We start from the raw sequence: 14877 nt of genomic DNA on the forward strand, positions 1-14877 counted from the left end.
CCCGAAGGCCGCGCAGACGAGGTATCTGACGAACGTCGGCAACGACGCGGCGCGGCGGCTGCGCGTCGGCCACAGCCTCGCGCTCGGGCTGCTCGTCTCCAGCGCGGGCAACCCCGTCTACGCGGAGATCGCGGCGGGCGCGGAGGCGGAGGCCGCCGCGCACGGCCGCTTCATCCTGGTCGCCAACAGCGACGAGAGCCCCGAGCGCGAGCGCGCCTACATCAACTTCTTCGAGTCCCAGCAGGTGAGCGGCGTCGTGGCCGCTCCGGTGGGCGACGTTCCCGCGGAGTTGCTCGGGCTGAGCAGGCGGGGGACACCGTTCGTCCTGGTCGGCATCGCCCCGGGCCCGCCACAGCTATCCGGCCATCTCGGGCGACAACGAGCGGGGCGGCTACCTCGCCGCCTCCCACCTGCTCGCCCAGGGCAGGCGGCGCCTGCTGTTCGTGGGCGGCACGCACCCCCACATCGACCTGCGCCTGGCAGGGGCCAGGCGAGCGGTCGCCGAGTCCATGGCACCGGCCTCGCTCGAGGTCGTCCGCGTGCAGGTCCAGACCGCGAAGGTCGGCGAGACGGTCGCGCGGACGCTGCTCGAGCGCCCGAGGTCCGGCCTCCCCGACGGAATCCTGGCGGGCAACGACCTGCTCGCGCTCGGGCTCCTGCACGGCCTCATCGTGGCGGGGGTCCGGGTGCCGGAGGATCTCTCGCTCGTCGGCTACGACGACATAGAGTTCGCCGACTTCGCGATCGTGCCGCTCACGTCCATCCGGCACCCCTCCGCGGCGCTCGGCGCCAGCGCGGTCCGGATCCTGCTCGGCATCGAAGGCGAAGAGGACACGCGGGGTCGTTTCGACCCGCAGCTCGTGGTTCGAGCGACCTCGCTCCCCGTGGGGGACGGGCACGCGTAGCAACGCCCCGGGCCGGGCGCCCGTGGCCGCCGAGCCGTCCTGGGGACGGCCGCGCGCGCATCGCGGGCCGCCGGGTCGCCTGGCGGCCACGCATACCGACGACGCTCCGGGTCGAACTGCGGGACACCGAGATCAAGGCCTTCGTCGGCGGGGAGGCGACGCCGCGGGTCACCGTCACCTACCCGAAGCCGATCACTGGACCAGGATCGGTGCAGTCGGTCACGGGCCGGGCCGCCGTCGACTTCGACGACCTCCGCGTGGGCGTCCCGCTCGGCTGATTGCTGCCGCGCTTCCCCGCGACAGTGGCTCGGCTCGCGGACCGGGCCGCCGTCGCGGGGGATGCCTTCGCCGGTCGCCCTTCGGAGAGGTCCTCACCTGGCAGGGGCGGATCCGGTGAGGGCATGGCCGGTGGTGGCGTCGACGTGGGAGGGCACGGCCTCGTGGCGATCGCCCACGCTCAGGGTGCCGGTCGGCTCGAACATCAGGATCGAGGCCCCCGCGGGCGAGGACGGCTTGTGCTCGATCCCGCGCGGGACGACGAAGACGGCGCCCTTGGGCAGGGTGACGGTCCGTTCCGTTCTCGAGTCGTCGTCGCGCAGCGCGATGGCCAGCTCGCCGTCCAGCACCAGGAAGAACTCGTCGGTGTCGTCGTGGGCGTGCCAGAGGTGCTCGCCCTCGACCTTGGCGATCCTGACGTCGTAGTCGTTCACCCGTGCGACGATCCGCGGGCTCCAGAGTGCGGTGAAGGAGGCCAGCGCGGCCTGCAGGTCGATCGGTTGGTTGCTCATGCCGACACTCTGGCGGTTGGCCTGGCGGGGCAGTGAGTGCTAGGAATCGCACATGCCGCAAGAATCCTCGCATCGGGTCGTGATGATCGTCGACGACGGCTCGAACCCCTTCGAGCTGGGGGTGGCCACCGAGCTGTTCGGCCTGCGCCGTCCCGAGCTGGGCAGGCCGTGGTACGACTTCACGCTCTGCGCCCCCGGCGAGGTCGTCATGCACGAGGGGATGTTCAGGATGTCGGGCATCGCGGGCCTGGAGGCGGTGGAGCACGCGGACACCGTCATCGCGCCCAACAGGCCCGATCCGGAGACGCCGCCCGCCCCTGCGGTGCTGGAGGCCATCAGACGCGCCGCCGGCCGCGGCGCCCGCCTGGTCAGCTTCTGCACCGGCGCGTTCACCCTGGCCGCGGCGGGCGTGCTCGACGGCCGCAGGGCGACCACCCACTGGCGCTGGGCGGAGCTGTTCCGCATCAGCTTCCCGTCCGTACGGCTCCAGCCCGACGTGCTGTTCGTGGACGACGGAGACGTGCTGACCGCCGCGGGCAGCGCCGCGGCTCTCGACCTCGGCCTGCATCTCATCCGCCGCGACCACGGCGCCGAGGTCGCGAACGCGGTGAGCCGCCGCCTGGTGTTCGCCGTGCACCGCGACGGCGGTCAGCGCCAGTTCGTCGAACGGCCCGTGCCCGAGATCAGGAACACCTCGATGGCGCCGGTGCTGGCCTGGGCCCAGGAGCGCCTGGACCGCCCGTTGACCGTCGCCGACCTGGCCGCCCGCGCCGCCGTCAGCCCCGCGACCCTGCACCGGCGCTTCCAGACGGAGGTCGGCACCACCCCGCTCGCCTGGCTCACGAGCGAGCGCGTCGCGCTGGCCTGCAGGCTCATCGAACGCGGCGAGCCCAGGCTGGACGTGGTCGCCAGGGCCACCGGACTCGGCACCACCGCCAACCTGCGGACGCAGCTGCGCCGCCGGACCGGCCTCAGCCCCTCGGCCTACCGCGAGCGGTTCGCGCTGCCCTGATGCTCAGACGACCCGCCCTCTCCAGGTCGGCTGCCACCCGGTGACCTCGACCCGAGCGGTGGGGGAGCCCGGCTGCCCTGCCGGGGCGCCGCCGAGCCGTTCGAGACCGCCCCCTTGTGGTCAGCCCGCATCCGGGTCAGCCGGTGCGGCGGGCGCGGGTCAGAGCCAGCCCGCCGAGAGCCATGGCGATCACCCCTACCGCCAGGGCCAGGTAGCCCCCGACTATTCCGTAGCCGGTGCCGGGACCACCCTCGGCTGCGGCGACGACCAGCCCGCCGACGACCGCGCCGGCCAGCCCCGCCACCAGCGCCATCATGGCCCCGCCTCGCCCGGTGCCGGTGCCGATACGGCTGGCGGGGCGGGCCAGAGCCAGCCCGCCGATGACCGCGCCGGCCAGCCCCAGCAGCGCGGCCACCAGGGACCAGAGGCGCCCGGAGGTCATGGTGTAAGCGCCGGCGGGGTCCGCCTGGACCAAGACGTGCGCGGCCGCCGGTGCGGCGAGCCCGAAACCACCGATCAGGGCGGCTCCGGCCACGACGAGCAAGAATCGAACTGGCATGAGGTGCTTCCTCTCCTACGACTGGGCGTCGTCTGATCATGTCCGCAGGACCGCCCGCCGGTCGTCCAGCGGACGCAGGCGATGTGCGCTGACGCCGATGCCGCAGCCGGCTACCGCGGACGCCGCAGGAGCCGCGAAAGTACCGCGTGTGCGGTAGCCGGCCGATCATCCGCGCGCAGGAGTCACCCGCGCGGACGTCCCGCTACAGTGCGCGCATGCGCATAGGACGGTCCGGTGTCAGGGTCTGGGTCACAGACTGGACGATCGCCATCTGCGTGGCGGCGGCGCTGCTGGTCACCGGGCTGTCCGGGCAGCACTCCGCCACGACCCTCGACCTGTTCGGCTACGCGCTGCTGGCGGCTGGCGGCCTGGCGCTGGTCGCGCGCCGCCGGGCCCCGGTTCTCGTCCTGGCCGTCACCGGGCTGTGCGCGGTGGGTCATCACGCGGCCGGTTTCGACGTGCCTGCCGTCGCCTACCTGTTCGCGGTGTACGCCGCCGTGCGGGCGGGACACCGCATGATCACGGTGGCGGCGAGCGTGACCGTGCTGGCCCTCCTCCCTCTCGCGGCCCTGGCCTCGGGCCTGCACGACACGGGTGAGGCGTTCGCGCAGGCCCGAGGCGCGCTGGAGCTGGCCTGGCTGGTCGCGGCCGGTGCCGCGGGTGAAGCGGTGCGGCAGGCCGAGCGGCGGGCGGAGGAAGCCGAGCGCACCAGGGAGGAGATCGCGCAGCACCGCGCCGACGAGGAGCGGCTGCACATCGCGCGGGAGCTGCACGATTCGCTCACCCACCAGATCTCGATCATCAAGGTGCAGGCCGAAGTCGCCGTCCACGTGGCCCGCAGGCGTGGTGAACAGGTGCCTGAGTCCCTGCTGGCGATCCAGGAGGCCGGACGTGAGGCGGCGCGGGAACTGCGCGCGACCCTGCAGGCGCTGCGCGATGACGACACGACCCCGCCGCGTGGGCTCGACGACGTCCCTGAGCTGGTGGAACGGGCCCGCAGCATCGGTTTGGACGCGACGCTGACGATCGAAGGGCAACGACATGACGTGCCGGCCGCGGTGAGCAGGACCGTCTACCGGATCGTGCAGGAGTCGCTCACCAACATCGCCCGGCATGCGGCCGCCGCTTCCGCGTCGGTCCGGATCGACTGCCGTCCGGACGGCCTCGCGATACGCATCGATGACGACGGCAGGGCCACACCGGACGCCGCCCCTGTGCCCGGCGTCGGGCTGCTCGGGATGCGCGAACGAGTCACGGCACTCGGCGGTCGACTGAGCGCCGAGCCGCGCAGCGAGGGCGGTTTCACCGTCCAGGCCGAACTGCCTGTGGGCCGGACGTCATGATCCGTGTCCTGCTGGTGGACGACCAGCCACTCATCCGCAGCGGATTTCGCGCGCTCCTCGACCTGGAAGACGACATCGAGGTGGTGGCCGAGGCCGGCGACGGTGTGGAGGGGTGGGCTCTGGCGAGGGAGCATCTGCCCGACGTCGCTCTCATCGACATCCAGATGCCGGTCGCCGACGGCATCGAGGCGACCCGGCGCATCGCCGCCGACCCGGCCCTGGCCGGGGTGCACGTCGTCATCCTGACCAACTACGGCTTCGACGAATACGTCTTCCACGCGCTGCGCGCCGGCGCGGCCGGATTCCTCGTCAAGGACATCGTGCCCGAAGACCTCCTTCACGCCGTGCGCGTCGCCGCGCGCGGTGACGCGCTGCTCGCCCCGTCGATCACCCGCAAGCTCATCAACAGGTACATCAACCAGCCGCTCATCACCGGCGCCGGCACGGGGCTGAAAGACCTGACCAGCCGCGAACGCGAGGCCGTCGCCCTGGTCGCGCACGGCCTGTCCAACGACCAGATCGCGGACCGCATGGTGATCAGCCCGATGACCGCGAAAACCCACATCAACCGAGCCATGGCCAAGCTCCACGCCCGCGACCGCGCTCAGCTCGTCGTCCTCGCCTACGAATCCGGCCTGGTGGCCCCGGGCACATCCTGATACCTCCTCCTCGACACCCCCGTGACGGCATGAGGGCAGTGCACTATGAACGTTCATAAAATTCGGTCTTGATTCCACCTGAACGGTGTGACATGTTACGCATCACGTAGCCCATCGCGGCCGGCCGGATGTTCGGGGGCCTGGCCCTACCGCGCTCCATCCCCCCAGGAGTGGCGATGAGAATCGCGCAATCCATGCTGAAGGCGGCCGTGGTCGCCCTGACGCTCGGCCTGGGAGCGGGCGGCCTCGCCCCCGCCTCCCACGCCGACTCCCTCGAGTTATCCGCGGCGGCCCCGCCCTCCGCGGTCGCCGCGCACGCCGAAGCCTCCGGGGCCGCCCGGCGCGCCGAAGACTCCGCAGCCGCCGCGCACGCCGAAGCCCCTGCGGTCGCCGGGCGCGCCGAAGGCCCCGCGCTCGCCGGGCGCGCGGAGGCCGCCGCGACGACACCAGGGGTGGCGTCCCCGGCGGGCGCCGAGCCGCCGCCCGCCGGGGACGCCTCGGCCGCCACCCCTCACCGGCAGGCCGAGCCGCTGCCCGCCACCGAGCTGCCGCCGCTCGCCGAGCCCCGCAAGGAGAGCAGGCGCGACTACGACGACCCCGCCGCGCAGCCGACCCGCCCGCGTCCCTCCGCCCGCTCCGCCAAGGCGGCGGCCTGCGACGTCACCGTCTTCACCACCAGGACGGGCGACGCGCTCGTGGCCGCGATCAAGGCGGCGCAGGTCTCGTGCGTCAACACGCTGTTCGCGCTGACCGGCGACGACGCCCGTGGCGCCTTCCGCGAAGCGCAGATGATCACCGTGGCGAACGCCCTCCGGAGCGCAGCCCCCTCCTATCCCGGCGACAACTCCACCTCTGTGGAACAGCTCCTGCTCTACCTGCGCGCCGGCTACTACGTGCAGTGGTACAACCGGGACGCGGTCGGGCCGTACACCGAGAGCCTGCAGGTGGCGGTGCGGGCGGGGCTCGACGCGTTCTTCGCCGCGCCCGCCTCCAGGACGGTCTCCGACGCCAACGGAGAGGTGCTCACCGAGGCGGTCATCCTGACCGCGAGCTCCGGAGAGAACGCCCGCTACATCCCGGTCATGAAGCGCCTGCTCGACTCCTACGACAGCGCCCACAACGCCTCGTGGTGGATGCGCAACGCCGTCTACGAGGCCTTCAACACGATCTTCCGCGGCCACTGGAGGCCCGACTTCGTCGCCGCCGTCGCCGCCGACCACGGCCTGCTCCACTCCCTGAAGGCCTTCGCCGAGAACCATCTTGATCTGCTCGGCACCGACTCCGCGTTCATGACCGTCAACGCCGGGCGGGAGCTGGCCAGGTTCCTGAGCCACGCCGAACTGGTCCCAACCGTCAAACCCATGGTGAAGGCCATGTTGGAGGAGTTCTCGATCACCGGCAGGACCGCTCCGCTCTGGATCGGCATCGCGGACGTGACCTTCGACAGCGTCCCCGCCGACTGCGCGTACTACGACGTGTGCGACCTGCCGGTCAGGCTGAAGGCCGTAGCCCTGCCGTTGACCCATACCTGTGGCCCGGCCCTGCGCATCCTGGCCCAGGACATGACCGCGGCGCAGTTCGCGACCACCTGCGCGAGCCTGGCGAACCAGGACGCCTTCTTCCACGGCCTGGTCGCCTCCGGCGGCAGGCCCGTCGCCGAGGACGGCAACGCCACGCTGGAGGTGGTCGTCTTCGACTCCAGCGCCGACTACCGGACCTACGCGGGCCCGATCTACGGCATCGACACCAACAACGGCGGCATGTACCTGGAAGGCGACCCCGCCGCGGCGGGCAACCAGGCGCGCTTCATCGCCTACGAGGCGACGTGGGAGCGGCCCGACTTCGCGGTGTGGAATCTCAACCACGAGTACACGCACTACCTCGACGGCCGCTTCGACCTGTACGGAAACTTCGGCTCCCCGACCACGCCCGTCGTGTGGTGGAGCGAGGGCCTGGCCGAGTACGTCTCGTGGTCCTACCGCGGCCTGCCCAACACCACCGCCCACACGGAGGCCGCCAAGCACAGCCACACGCTGCGCGAACTCTTCGACACCGCCTACGGCCAGGGCCAGAACCGCATCTACGTCTGGGGCTATCTCGCCGTCCGGTACATGTTCGAGCGTCAGCGTGCCGAGGTCGCCACGCTGCTCGGCCACTACAGGACGGGAGACTGGAGCGCCGCGGGCGGCCTGCTGCGCTCACTCGACCACGAGGCCGACTGGCGGACCTGGCTGACCGCGTGCGCGGCGGGCGCCTGCGCCGAGCCGCCCGCCCTTCCCGACTGCCCCGGCGATGACCCGCGCCTCATGGGCGAGGACTGCAGGCGCACCGGGATCGGGCACACCAACCGGAACCATGCCTACTTCTACCTGTGGATCCCGCCGGGCGTGACCAGGCTCAAGGTCACCTCCTCCGGCGGCACGGGCAACGCCGACCTGTACGTCAGGAGGGCGGGATGGGCGACCGTCACCTCCCATGACACCCGGTCCACGGGTCCTGGCACCGCGGAGAGCCTGGTGGCCGATGTCCAGCCGAACAGCTGGAACTACGTCAGCCTGTACGGCGTGACCGACTTCGGCGGCGTCACGCTGACCACCGAATACTGATCCGCACGAACGGGCGCGCCCGGGGTCTTCCCGGCGCGCCCGGTCTGCCCTATATTGAACGTTCATATCCCCCCTCTCTGGTCTGGAGTCCCATGCAGCGCCCTGTTGATATGAACGTTCAACTCGTGCGCTACCTGCAGCGATTCGATGACCTCCCCGGCTATCTGGACTTCGCCAGGGTGGGCCCCATCTCGCACGACGTGGCCAAGACGCTCGTCGAGGCGACGCGGCTGAGCATGGGCGAGCAGGCGGTGGACGTGCTGGCGGCGCGGGCCGAGGAGGTCCGCGCGGGCGCGGCCCTGTTCCTGCGGGCCGCGCGGCACGAGGTCACCTTCGCCACCTCCACCAGCCACGCCCTGTTCGCGGCCGCCGCCGCCCTCGGCCGCGGCGCCACGGACGAGGGGGTGGTGCTGGTGCGGCGCGGCGAGTTCCCCTCGAACGTCTACCCGTGGCTGCGGTTCCAGGATCGCGGAGGCCCAAGGGTGCGGTGGATCGACGCTCCTCGGGTGACCCCCGAGGTCGTGGCCGCGCACCTGACCCCCGACGTCAGGGCGCTCACGGTGAGCGCGGTGGACGCGCTGACCGGCCACAGGGCGCCACTGGGCGCGCTCAAGGAGCTCCTCGGACCGGACCGGGTCCTGATCGTGGACGCGATCCAGGGCCTCGGCGCGGTCCCGCTGGAGGTCGAGGCGGCCGACGTGCTCGCCTCCGGTGGCCAGAAGTGGCTCAGGGCGGGGTGGGGCGCGGCCCTCCTCGTGGTCCGCGACCGTGTCGCCCACCACCTCTCGCCGGGCCTCGGCGGCTGGTCAGGCGTCCACGACCCGCTGGCATCGGAGGGTCACCCCCGCGAGCCACTGCCGGGGGCGGCCGCGCACACCTTGACCAACCCCGACTACCCGGCCGTCTCCGCACTCGGCGCCGCCCTCGATCTCGTCGGCGCCGTGGGTGTCCAGGCCATCGCCACCAGAGTCGCCGACACCCTCGGCGCCCTCCTCGACACCGCCAGAGCCGCCGGCGCGGAGATCCCGCACGACGGTCTTCCTCCCGGCGAGCGCGGCGGCATCGCCTGCCTCCGCCTCCCAGGAAACGACCCGGAGGACGTCCACGCCGCCCTCACAAGAGCGGGGCTCACCACCACGCTGCGCGGCCGCTGGATCCGGCTGTCCCCCCACGCCACCACCCCGAGCCAGGCCGTGGATCGCCTGGCCGAGGGACTGCGTACCGCACGCAGGCCCTGACCCCCCGAAAGGAACGAAATGATCGACCGTCGCGCGGCCCTCGCCGTCCTCCTCACCGGTGCGCTCACCGCAGCCTGCGGTGCCGCCGAGGAACCCGGGCAGGCAGGCCCCGTCAAGATCACTGTCTGGTCGTGGAAGCCCGCCTCCGACGGCCTGGCCGCCGTCGCGAAGGACTTCGAGAAGGCCAACCCGAACATCAAGGTCACCGTCCAGGCCGTCGGCAACCCCGCCATCTGGGACAAGATCACCATCGGCATGGCCGCGGGTGGCAAGGGCCTGGGCGACGTGCTGCACATCGGCATCGACTACCTGCCCGGCTACATGGACAAGTTCCCCGGCGGCCTGGCCGACCTGCGCAAGCTGGGCGCCGACTCGCACAAGGACGCCTTCGCCAAGGGCCTGTGGCCGACCGTGACGGGCAAGGACGGCGGCGTCTACGCGATGCCGTGGGAGGTCAACCCGGTCGGCTTCTTCTACCGCAAGGACCTGTTCGACAAGGCGGGCGTCGACATGGAGAAGATCACCACCTGGGACGAGGCGATCGAGGCCGGCAAGAAGCTCAAGGAGAAGACCGGCGCCTTCCTCGTCGGCCTGAACAAGCCCGCGGCGGGCAGCGTCGACATGGACCTCTACCAGTCGCTGCTCCAGCAGCAGGGCGCGTTCTACTTCAACGGGCAGGGCGAGGTGACGCTGAGCTCGGCGCCCGCCGTCCAGGCCATGACGCTGCTCAAGAAGATGAACGACGCGGGCATCGTCGCCGACACCTCCGGCGAGGGCACGGCCAAGCAGCTCATCAGCAGCGGCAAGCTGGCCGTGCTGCCGTGGGCGGCGTGGGCGGTCAGCTACATCCCCGACATGCGCCCGGAGCAGAAGGGCCTGTGGCGCGTGATGCAGCCGCCCGCCGTGACGCCCGGCGGCAAGCGCACCGCGATCGTCAACTCCACGCACCTGGCGGTGTCGGGCACCAGCCCGCACCAGAAGGAGGCGTACAAGTTCGTCGAGTACGCGCTGACCAAGCCCGAAGTGATCAACAAGGTCTTCAAGGAGGGCGGCGTCTTCCCCGCGTTGACCGCGGCCTACGCCGACCCGAGGTTCACCGAGCCCCAGCCGTACTTCGGCGACCAGCCCGCCCTCAAGACGTTCGTCGACGCGCTCACCGAGGGCGCCGACGCGACCTACTACTCGGGCGACTACGCGAGGGCGCTGAAGATCGCCAGTGACGCGCAGACGAAGGTGCTGCTCAAGGGCGCCGACCCGGCCGCCGCGCTGACCGAGGCCGCCACGCTGCTGGCCCAGCAGACGAACAGGAAGCTCGCCGGATGACGCTCACGCTGTCCAGGCCGCGGGAGCGGGCGCGGACCAGGCGGTCGTACGTGACCAGGCGGAACATCCCCTACCTGCTGATCATGCCCGCGCTGCTCGGCTTCCTGGTCTTCAAGGCCTATCCGATCCTCGCCGCGATGTACATCAGCCTGACCACCGGCGCGGGCGGGGCCCGCAGCTTCGTCGGGCTCGACAACTACGTCCGGCTGGTGAACGACCCGCTGTTCTGGACCTCCCTCTGGAACACCGGACTGATCCTGGTCGTCCAGGTGCCGATCATGCTGCTGTTCGCGCTGCTGCTGGCGCTCGGGCTCAACTCCCCCCTCGTACGGCTGCGCGGCCTGTGGCGGCTCGGGGTGTTCATGCCGAGCCTGACGGGTCTGGTCGCCTACGGCGTGATGTTCTCGGTGATCCTGCGCAAGGACGCTGGCCTGCTCAACTGGCTGCTCGGCTTCTTCGGCGTGACGCCGATCGACTGGCTGGGCAGCCCGTTCTGGGCCCGCATCTCCATCGTCATCGCGCTGACCTGGCACTACACCGGCTACAACGCGGTCATCTACCTGGCCGGCCTCCAGAGCATCCCCAAGGAGCTGTACGAGGCGGCGATGGTGGACGGCGCGGGCGCGGCCCGCAGGTTCTGGTCGATCACGGTGCCCCAGCTGCGGCCGATCCTGGCGCTGACGGTGGTGCTGTCGACGATCGGGACGCTGCAGCTGTTCGACGAGCCGTTCGTGCTGACCGGCGGCGGCCCTGACAACTCCACGCTGACGATCTCGCTCTACCTGTACCAGAACGGCTTCCGCTACTTCGACTTCGGTTACGCGGCGGCGATCGCCTACGCCCTGACGTTGATCGTGGCCGTGTTCGGCATCGCACAGATGAGGTTGCAGAAGAAATGAAGGGCTGGACGCTCACTTTCACGCTGGCCGTGGTGTTCGGGCTGTGTGTCGGCCCGTTCTACTGGCTGGCCATGGCCGCCACGCACAGCACGGCCGACATCTTCTCCTGGCCGCCGAAGTTCTACCCCGGCGACCAGCTTGCCGCGAACACGGCCCAGCTGGAGGAGTCGATCGGTCTCATGCGGGTGCTGGGCAACACGCTGTACGTCGCGGTCGTGCAGACCGCGGGGGCGATCGTGGTGTCGCTGCTGGCGGGCTACGCCTTCGCCAAGTTCTCCTTCAAGGGCCGCAACCTGTTCTTCGTGCTGCTGCTGTCGACGCTCGTCATCCCCGGCGGCGTGACCATCATCCCGATCTTCGAGATGATGAACGACCTCGGGCTGATCGACAGCTATCCGGCGCTGATCCTGCCGAGCCTGTCGGTGCCGTTCGGCATCTTCCTGATGCGGCAGTCGCTGCTGGCCATACCCGACGAGCTGCTGGACGCGGCGCGGGTGGACGGCGCGGGTGAGCTGCGGGTGCTGTGGCGGGTGGTGGTCCCGGTGATGCGGCCCGTGCTGGCGGCGCTGGCGGTCTTTCTCTTCCTCGGCGCGTGGAACGACTTCCTGTGGCCGCTGATCGCGCTGCGCACGCCCGAGATGTACACCCTGCCCGTCGCGCTGGCCACCCTGCAGGGGCTGGCCAGGACCGACTTCGGCCAGGTCATGGTGGGCACGGCGATCTCCTCGCTGCCCATGATGATCCTCTTCCTCGTTCTCCAGCGACAGTTCATCTCCGGCCTGCTGGCCGGTGCCACGAAGGGATAGACATGCAGATCTGGGAGCCGCACGCGCTCGGCGAGACGACCGTGGTCCACGCGGGCGGGGTCGAGGTGGCGGTCGCGGGGACCACCGGCGTCACGGTGACGCCGGTCGCCGAGGGCGTCTGGCTGATCGACGCCCCCGAGGCGACGGGGGTGCAGTGGAAGGTGCCGTGCGTGAACACCGCCGCCTTCTGGACGCCGGGCAGCGGCACCCGCTGGGTGCCGCCGATCTGGAACGCGCCGATGTCGGCCAGGCTGACCATGGGCGCGCCGGTGGTGAGCCTGGTCGGTACGGCGGGCGCCAACGTGTGCACGGCGGCGCTGGCGGAGTCGGTGGCGCCGGTGAGCTTCACCGGTGGGCTGATCGAGGAGACCGGCGAGTTCGTCTTCACCCTGCAGGGCGACGGGCTGCGCGTCAGGATCGACCTGTCGGACCGGCTGTACTCCGCGGCCCTGGCCGGCGTGGCGGAGTGGTGGCAGCAGGGCCGCCACCTGCCGCCGACGCCGCGTCAGGCCAGGCTGCCGGTCTACTCCACCTGGTACAGCATGCACCAGGAGGTCACCGAGGAGGCGGTGGAGCTGCAGGCGAGGCTGTCGAAGGGGCTCGGCTGCGAGACGATCATCGTGGACGACGGCTGGCAGACCGCCGACCGGGCCCGCGGCTACGCCTTCTGCGGCGACTGGGAACCCAACAAGGAGGCGTTCCCCGACATCGCGAGCCACGTGCGCAGGGTCCAGAGCAACGGCATGGCCTACCTGCTGTGGTACGCGCTGCCGTTCGTCGGCAAGCACAACGCGGCCTTCGAGCGCTTCGAGGGCAGGTTCCTGCGCTACCTCGACCACATGGACGCGGCGGTGCTCGACCCGCGCCACCCCGAGGTGCGCGAGTTCCTCGTCGGCAGGCTCGCCCAGGCGGTCGAGCTCTGGGGCATGGACGGCCTGAAGATCGACTTCGTGGACCGGTTCGCCACGCCCGGCGGCGACCCCGCGCCCGCCGACGGCGCCGACTGCGCGGAGGTCGACGAGGGGGTGCGGCGGCTGCTGCACGACCTCGACGCACGGCTGCGCCGTACCAGGCCGGAGGTGCTGATCGAGCACCGCCAGCCGTACACGAGCCCCGGGCTGTGGCCGTACGCGAACATGGTGCGGGCGACCGACTGCCCGCTCAGCCCGCAGGAGAACCGGCAGCGCACGATCGACCTGCGGCTGACCGCCGGCCCGGTCGCCGTGCACTCGGACATGATCCTCTGGCACCCGGACGAGCCCGCCGAGCAGGTGGCGGTGCACCTGATCAACGCGCTGTTCTCGGTGCCGCAGCTGTCGGTCGACCTGGCGGCGCAGCGGCCCGACCAGCTCGCCGCCGTCGGGTTCTGGCTGGGGATCTTCCGCCGCCACCTCGACGCGCTGCAGCTGGGCGTGCTGGAGCCGGCGCAGCCTGAACACGGCTACCCGCTCGTGCGGGCCTACGATGGGGAGACCACGATCATCGCCCGTTACGCTCCCCTCGCCGTGGACGTTCCGGGCACGGGCGAGGTGCTCGTCGCCAACGCCGACCCCGACCCCCGCGTGGTCCTCTACGGCGAGGGCGAGGCGCGAGCCGAGGTCTTCGACTGCGGAGGGTCGCTCGTCAGGGCCGACAGGTTGCGGTTCGACGCGGGAGCGTGCCTGGTCGAGGTGCCCATGGGCGGCCTGCTCAAGCTGAGGAGAGACTAGGTGACGACACGTCGGCCACGCGAGCGCGGGGTCACCATCGAGGACGTCGCGCGCGCGGCCGGCGTGTCACGTCAGACGATCTCCAACGCGCTCAACGCCCCGCACCGGCTGAGGGCCGAGACGCTGGAGCGGGTGACGGCGCTGATCGAGGAGCTCGGCTACCGGCCCGACCAGTCGGCGCGCGCCCTGAAGTCCGGTACCAGGCGGATCATCGCCTACCCGACGCCGGTGGACGATCCGGCCAACCCCAACCCGCTGATGGGCGGTTTCCTCGAGGCGGTCGTGTCCGCGGCGGGCGAGGCCGGCTACCGGATCCTGCTGGTGAGGCCGCGCCCTGGGCAGAGCCAGGAGCAGGCGCTCGACGAGCTGATCGCCGGGCGCACGGTGGACGGCTTCCTGCTGTCCGACATACTGCGTGACGACCCCCGTGTGGCCCATCTGGCCGCGGAGGGCTTCCCCTTCGCCGCCTTCGGCCGCACCGAGCCTGGGCACCCGCAGTCGTGGGTGGACATCGACAGCGTCCAGGCGGTGATCGAGCTGGTAGGCCTGCTGGCGGCCAGAGGGCACCGCAAGGTGGCCTTCCTCGGCTCCTCCTCCGGGCAGCCGTGGATGGACGACCGGCGCGACGGGTTCCTCGCGGGTGTGCGCCGCCATGGCATGGCGGGGCAGGAGTTCTCCGTGCCGGGCGACGACCCCGGCGAGATCGTCGCGGCCACCCGTGAGCTGCTCGCGGGCCGCGCCCGCCCGACCGCGATCGTGGCCGGGGGCGACTGGCTCGCCCTCGGCGTCTACGCCGCCGCCAGGGCCGAGGGCGTGGAGATCGGCGCCGACCTGGCCCTGGTCGCCTTCGACGACCTGCCCGTCACCGCGTTCCTGCAACCCGCCCTGACCACCGTACGGCTGCCGCTCCGCCGTATCGCCGAGGCGCTGGTCAGCAGGCTGCTGCAGATCGTCGAGGACGGCGTCACCCCCCAGGCCGGCCTCCTGCTCCCAGGCGAGCTGGTGGTCCGCCCGAGTCTCGGCCCCTGAT

13 protein-coding genes and 1 pseudogene are annotated in these 14877 nt (G+C 71.4%); 12 read left to right on the forward strand and 2 right to left on the reverse strand.

The genetic code is table 11. The annotated features are described in order from the left end of the window. Window positions 1–88: 88 nt before the first annotated feature. Window positions 89–322 (forward strand): annotated as a pseudogene (locus tag ABFX55_RS49635) (LacI family transcriptional regulator); the annotation flags it as partial. 88 nt (window positions 323–410) lie between these two features. After that, on the forward strand, window positions 411–905 hold the full coding sequence (locus ABFX55_RS02005) for a substrate-binding domain-containing protein (protein WP_346118277.1): 495 nt from the start codon (window positions 411–413) through the stop codon (window positions 903–905). Between the two features lie 371 nt (window positions 906–1276). Here ABFX55_RS02005 and ABFX55_RS02010 read toward each other — a convergent pair whose 3' ends face one another. Beyond that, complete coding sequence (locus tag ABFX55_RS02010) at window positions 1277–1693, reverse strand: cupin domain-containing protein (protein WP_346117013.1); 417 nt, start codon at window positions 1691–1693, stop codon at window positions 1277–1279. Between the two features lie 52 nt (window positions 1694–1745). Between ABFX55_RS02010 and ABFX55_RS02015 the strand changes: the two genes are divergently transcribed. Beyond that, window positions 1746–2705, forward strand: a complete 960-nt coding sequence (locus ABFX55_RS02015; RefSeq protein WP_346117015.1) for a helix-turn-helix domain-containing protein — start codon at window positions 1746–1748, stop codon at window positions 2703–2705. Between the two features lie 136 nt (window positions 2706–2841). Here the strand turns inward: ABFX55_RS02015 and ABFX55_RS02020 are convergent, their stop codons facing one another. After that, the gene (locus ABFX55_RS02020; protein ID WP_346117017.1) at window positions 2842–3264 is read right to left on the reverse strand and encodes a DUF6223 family protein; all 423 of its coding nucleotides are present in this window, start codon (window positions 3262–3264) and stop codon (window positions 2842–2844) included. A gap of 215 nt (window positions 3265–3479) precedes the next feature. Between ABFX55_RS02020 and ABFX55_RS02025 the strand changes: the two genes are divergently transcribed. The 9 genes from ABFX55_RS02025 (at window position 3480) to ABFX55_RS02065 (ending at window position 14876) form a co-directional block, all read left to right on the forward strand. Next, window positions 3480–4607: a sensor histidine kinase gene (locus ABFX55_RS02025; RefSeq protein ID WP_346117019.1), complete on the forward strand. Its 1128-nt coding sequence runs from the start codon at window positions 3480–3482 to the stop codon at window positions 4605–4607. Further along, the gene (locus ABFX55_RS02030; RefSeq protein ID WP_346117021.1) at window positions 4604–5266 is read left to right on the forward strand and encodes a response regulator; all 663 of its coding nucleotides are present in this window, start codon (window positions 4604–4606) and stop codon (window positions 5264–5266) included. The genes ABFX55_RS02025 and ABFX55_RS02030 overlap by 4 nt, the downstream gene beginning before the upstream one ends. Before the next feature lie 176 nt (window positions 5267–5442). After that, window positions 5443–7872: a M9 family metallopeptidase gene (locus tag ABFX55_RS02035; RefSeq protein WP_346117023.1), complete on the forward strand. Its 2430-nt coding sequence runs from the start codon at window positions 5443–5445 to the stop codon at window positions 7870–7872. A gap of 110 nt (window positions 7873–7982) precedes the next feature. Continuing rightward, the gene (locus ABFX55_RS02040; RefSeq protein WP_346117025.1) at window positions 7983–9110 is read left to right on the forward strand and encodes an aminotransferase class V-fold PLP-dependent enzyme; all 1128 of its coding nucleotides are present in this window, start codon (window positions 7983–7985) and stop codon (window positions 9108–9110) included. Between the two features lie 18 nt (window positions 9111–9128). Continuing rightward, the gene (locus tag ABFX55_RS02045) at window positions 9129–10433 is read left to right on the forward strand and encodes an ABC transporter substrate-binding protein (RefSeq protein WP_346117027.1); all 1305 of its coding nucleotides are present in this window, start codon (window positions 9129–9131) and stop codon (window positions 10431–10433) included. Then, window positions 10430–11332 (forward strand): carbohydrate ABC transporter permease, encoded by a 903-nt coding sequence (locus tag ABFX55_RS02050; RefSeq protein ID WP_346117029.1) that lies wholly within the window; start codon window positions 10430–10432, stop codon window positions 11330–11332. The genes ABFX55_RS02045 and ABFX55_RS02050 overlap by 4 nt, the downstream gene beginning before the upstream one ends. Beyond that, window positions 11329–12138, forward strand: a complete 810-nt coding sequence (locus tag ABFX55_RS02055) for a carbohydrate ABC transporter permease (RefSeq protein ID WP_346117031.1) — start codon at window positions 11329–11331, stop codon at window positions 12136–12138. Before ABFX55_RS02050 ends, ABFX55_RS02055 begins: the two co-directional genes overlap by 4 nt. A 2-nt stretch (window positions 12139–12140) precedes the next feature. Next, the gene (locus tag ABFX55_RS02060; RefSeq protein ID WP_346117033.1) at window positions 12141–13847 is read left to right on the forward strand and encodes a glycoside hydrolase family 36 protein; all 1707 of its coding nucleotides are present in this window, start codon (window positions 12141–12143) and stop codon (window positions 13845–13847) included. Continuing rightward, window positions 13848–14876, forward strand: coding sequence for a LacI family DNA-binding transcriptional regulator (locus tag ABFX55_RS02065; RefSeq protein WP_346117035.1), 1029 nt, complete (start codon window positions 13848–13850; stop codon window positions 14874–14876). Window position 14877 lies beyond the last annotated feature (1 nt).

Source organism: Nonomuraea roseola (assembly GCF_039535395.1).
GTDB lineage: Bacteria > Actinomycetota > Actinomycetes > Streptosporangiales > Streptosporangiaceae > Nonomuraea > Nonomuraea roseola.

Excerpts from the sequence above, each read along its gene's own strand:
- ABFX55_RS02055 (WP_346117031.1), top strand. The coding sequence starts at position 11,329 with ATGAAGGGCTGGACGCTCACTTTCACGCTGGCCGTGGTGTTCGGGCTG.
- ABFX55_RS02010 (WP_346117013.1), bottom strand. The coding sequence starts at position 1,693 with ATGAGCAACCAACCGATCGACCTGCAGGCCGCGCTGGCCTCCTTCACC.
- ABFX55_RS02045 (WP_346117027.1), top strand. The coding sequence starts at position 9,129 with ATGATCGACCGTCGCGCGGCCCTCGCCGTCCTCCTCACCGGTGCGCTC.
- ABFX55_RS02015 (WP_346117015.1), top strand. The coding sequence starts at position 1,746 with ATGCCGCAAGAATCCTCGCATCGGGTCGTGATGATCGTCGACGACGGC.
- ABFX55_RS02040 (WP_346117025.1), top strand. The coding sequence starts at position 7,983 with ATGAACGTTCAACTCGTGCGCTACCTGCAGCGATTCGATGACCTCCCC.
- ABFX55_RS02050 (WP_346117029.1), top strand. The coding sequence starts at position 10,430 with ATGACGCTCACGCTGTCCAGGCCGCGGGAGCGGGCGCGGACCAGGCGG.
- ABFX55_RS02025 (WP_346117019.1), top strand. The coding sequence starts at position 3,480 with ATGCGCATAGGACGGTCCGGTGTCAGGGTCTGGGTCACAGACTGGACG.
- ABFX55_RS02035 (WP_346117023.1), top strand. The coding sequence starts at position 5,443 with ATGAGAATCGCGCAATCCATGCTGAAGGCGGCCGTGGTCGCCCTGACG.
- ABFX55_RS02060 (WP_346117033.1), top strand. The coding sequence starts at position 12,141 with ATGCAGATCTGGGAGCCGCACGCGCTCGGCGAGACGACCGTGGTCCAC.
- ABFX55_RS02030 (WP_346117021.1), top strand. The coding sequence starts at position 4,604 with ATGATCCGTGTCCTGCTGGTGGACGACCAGCCACTCATCCGCAGCGGA.
- ABFX55_RS02020 (WP_346117017.1), bottom strand. The coding sequence starts at position 3,264 with ATGCCAGTTCGATTCTTGCTCGTCGTGGCCGGAGCCGCCCTGATCGGT.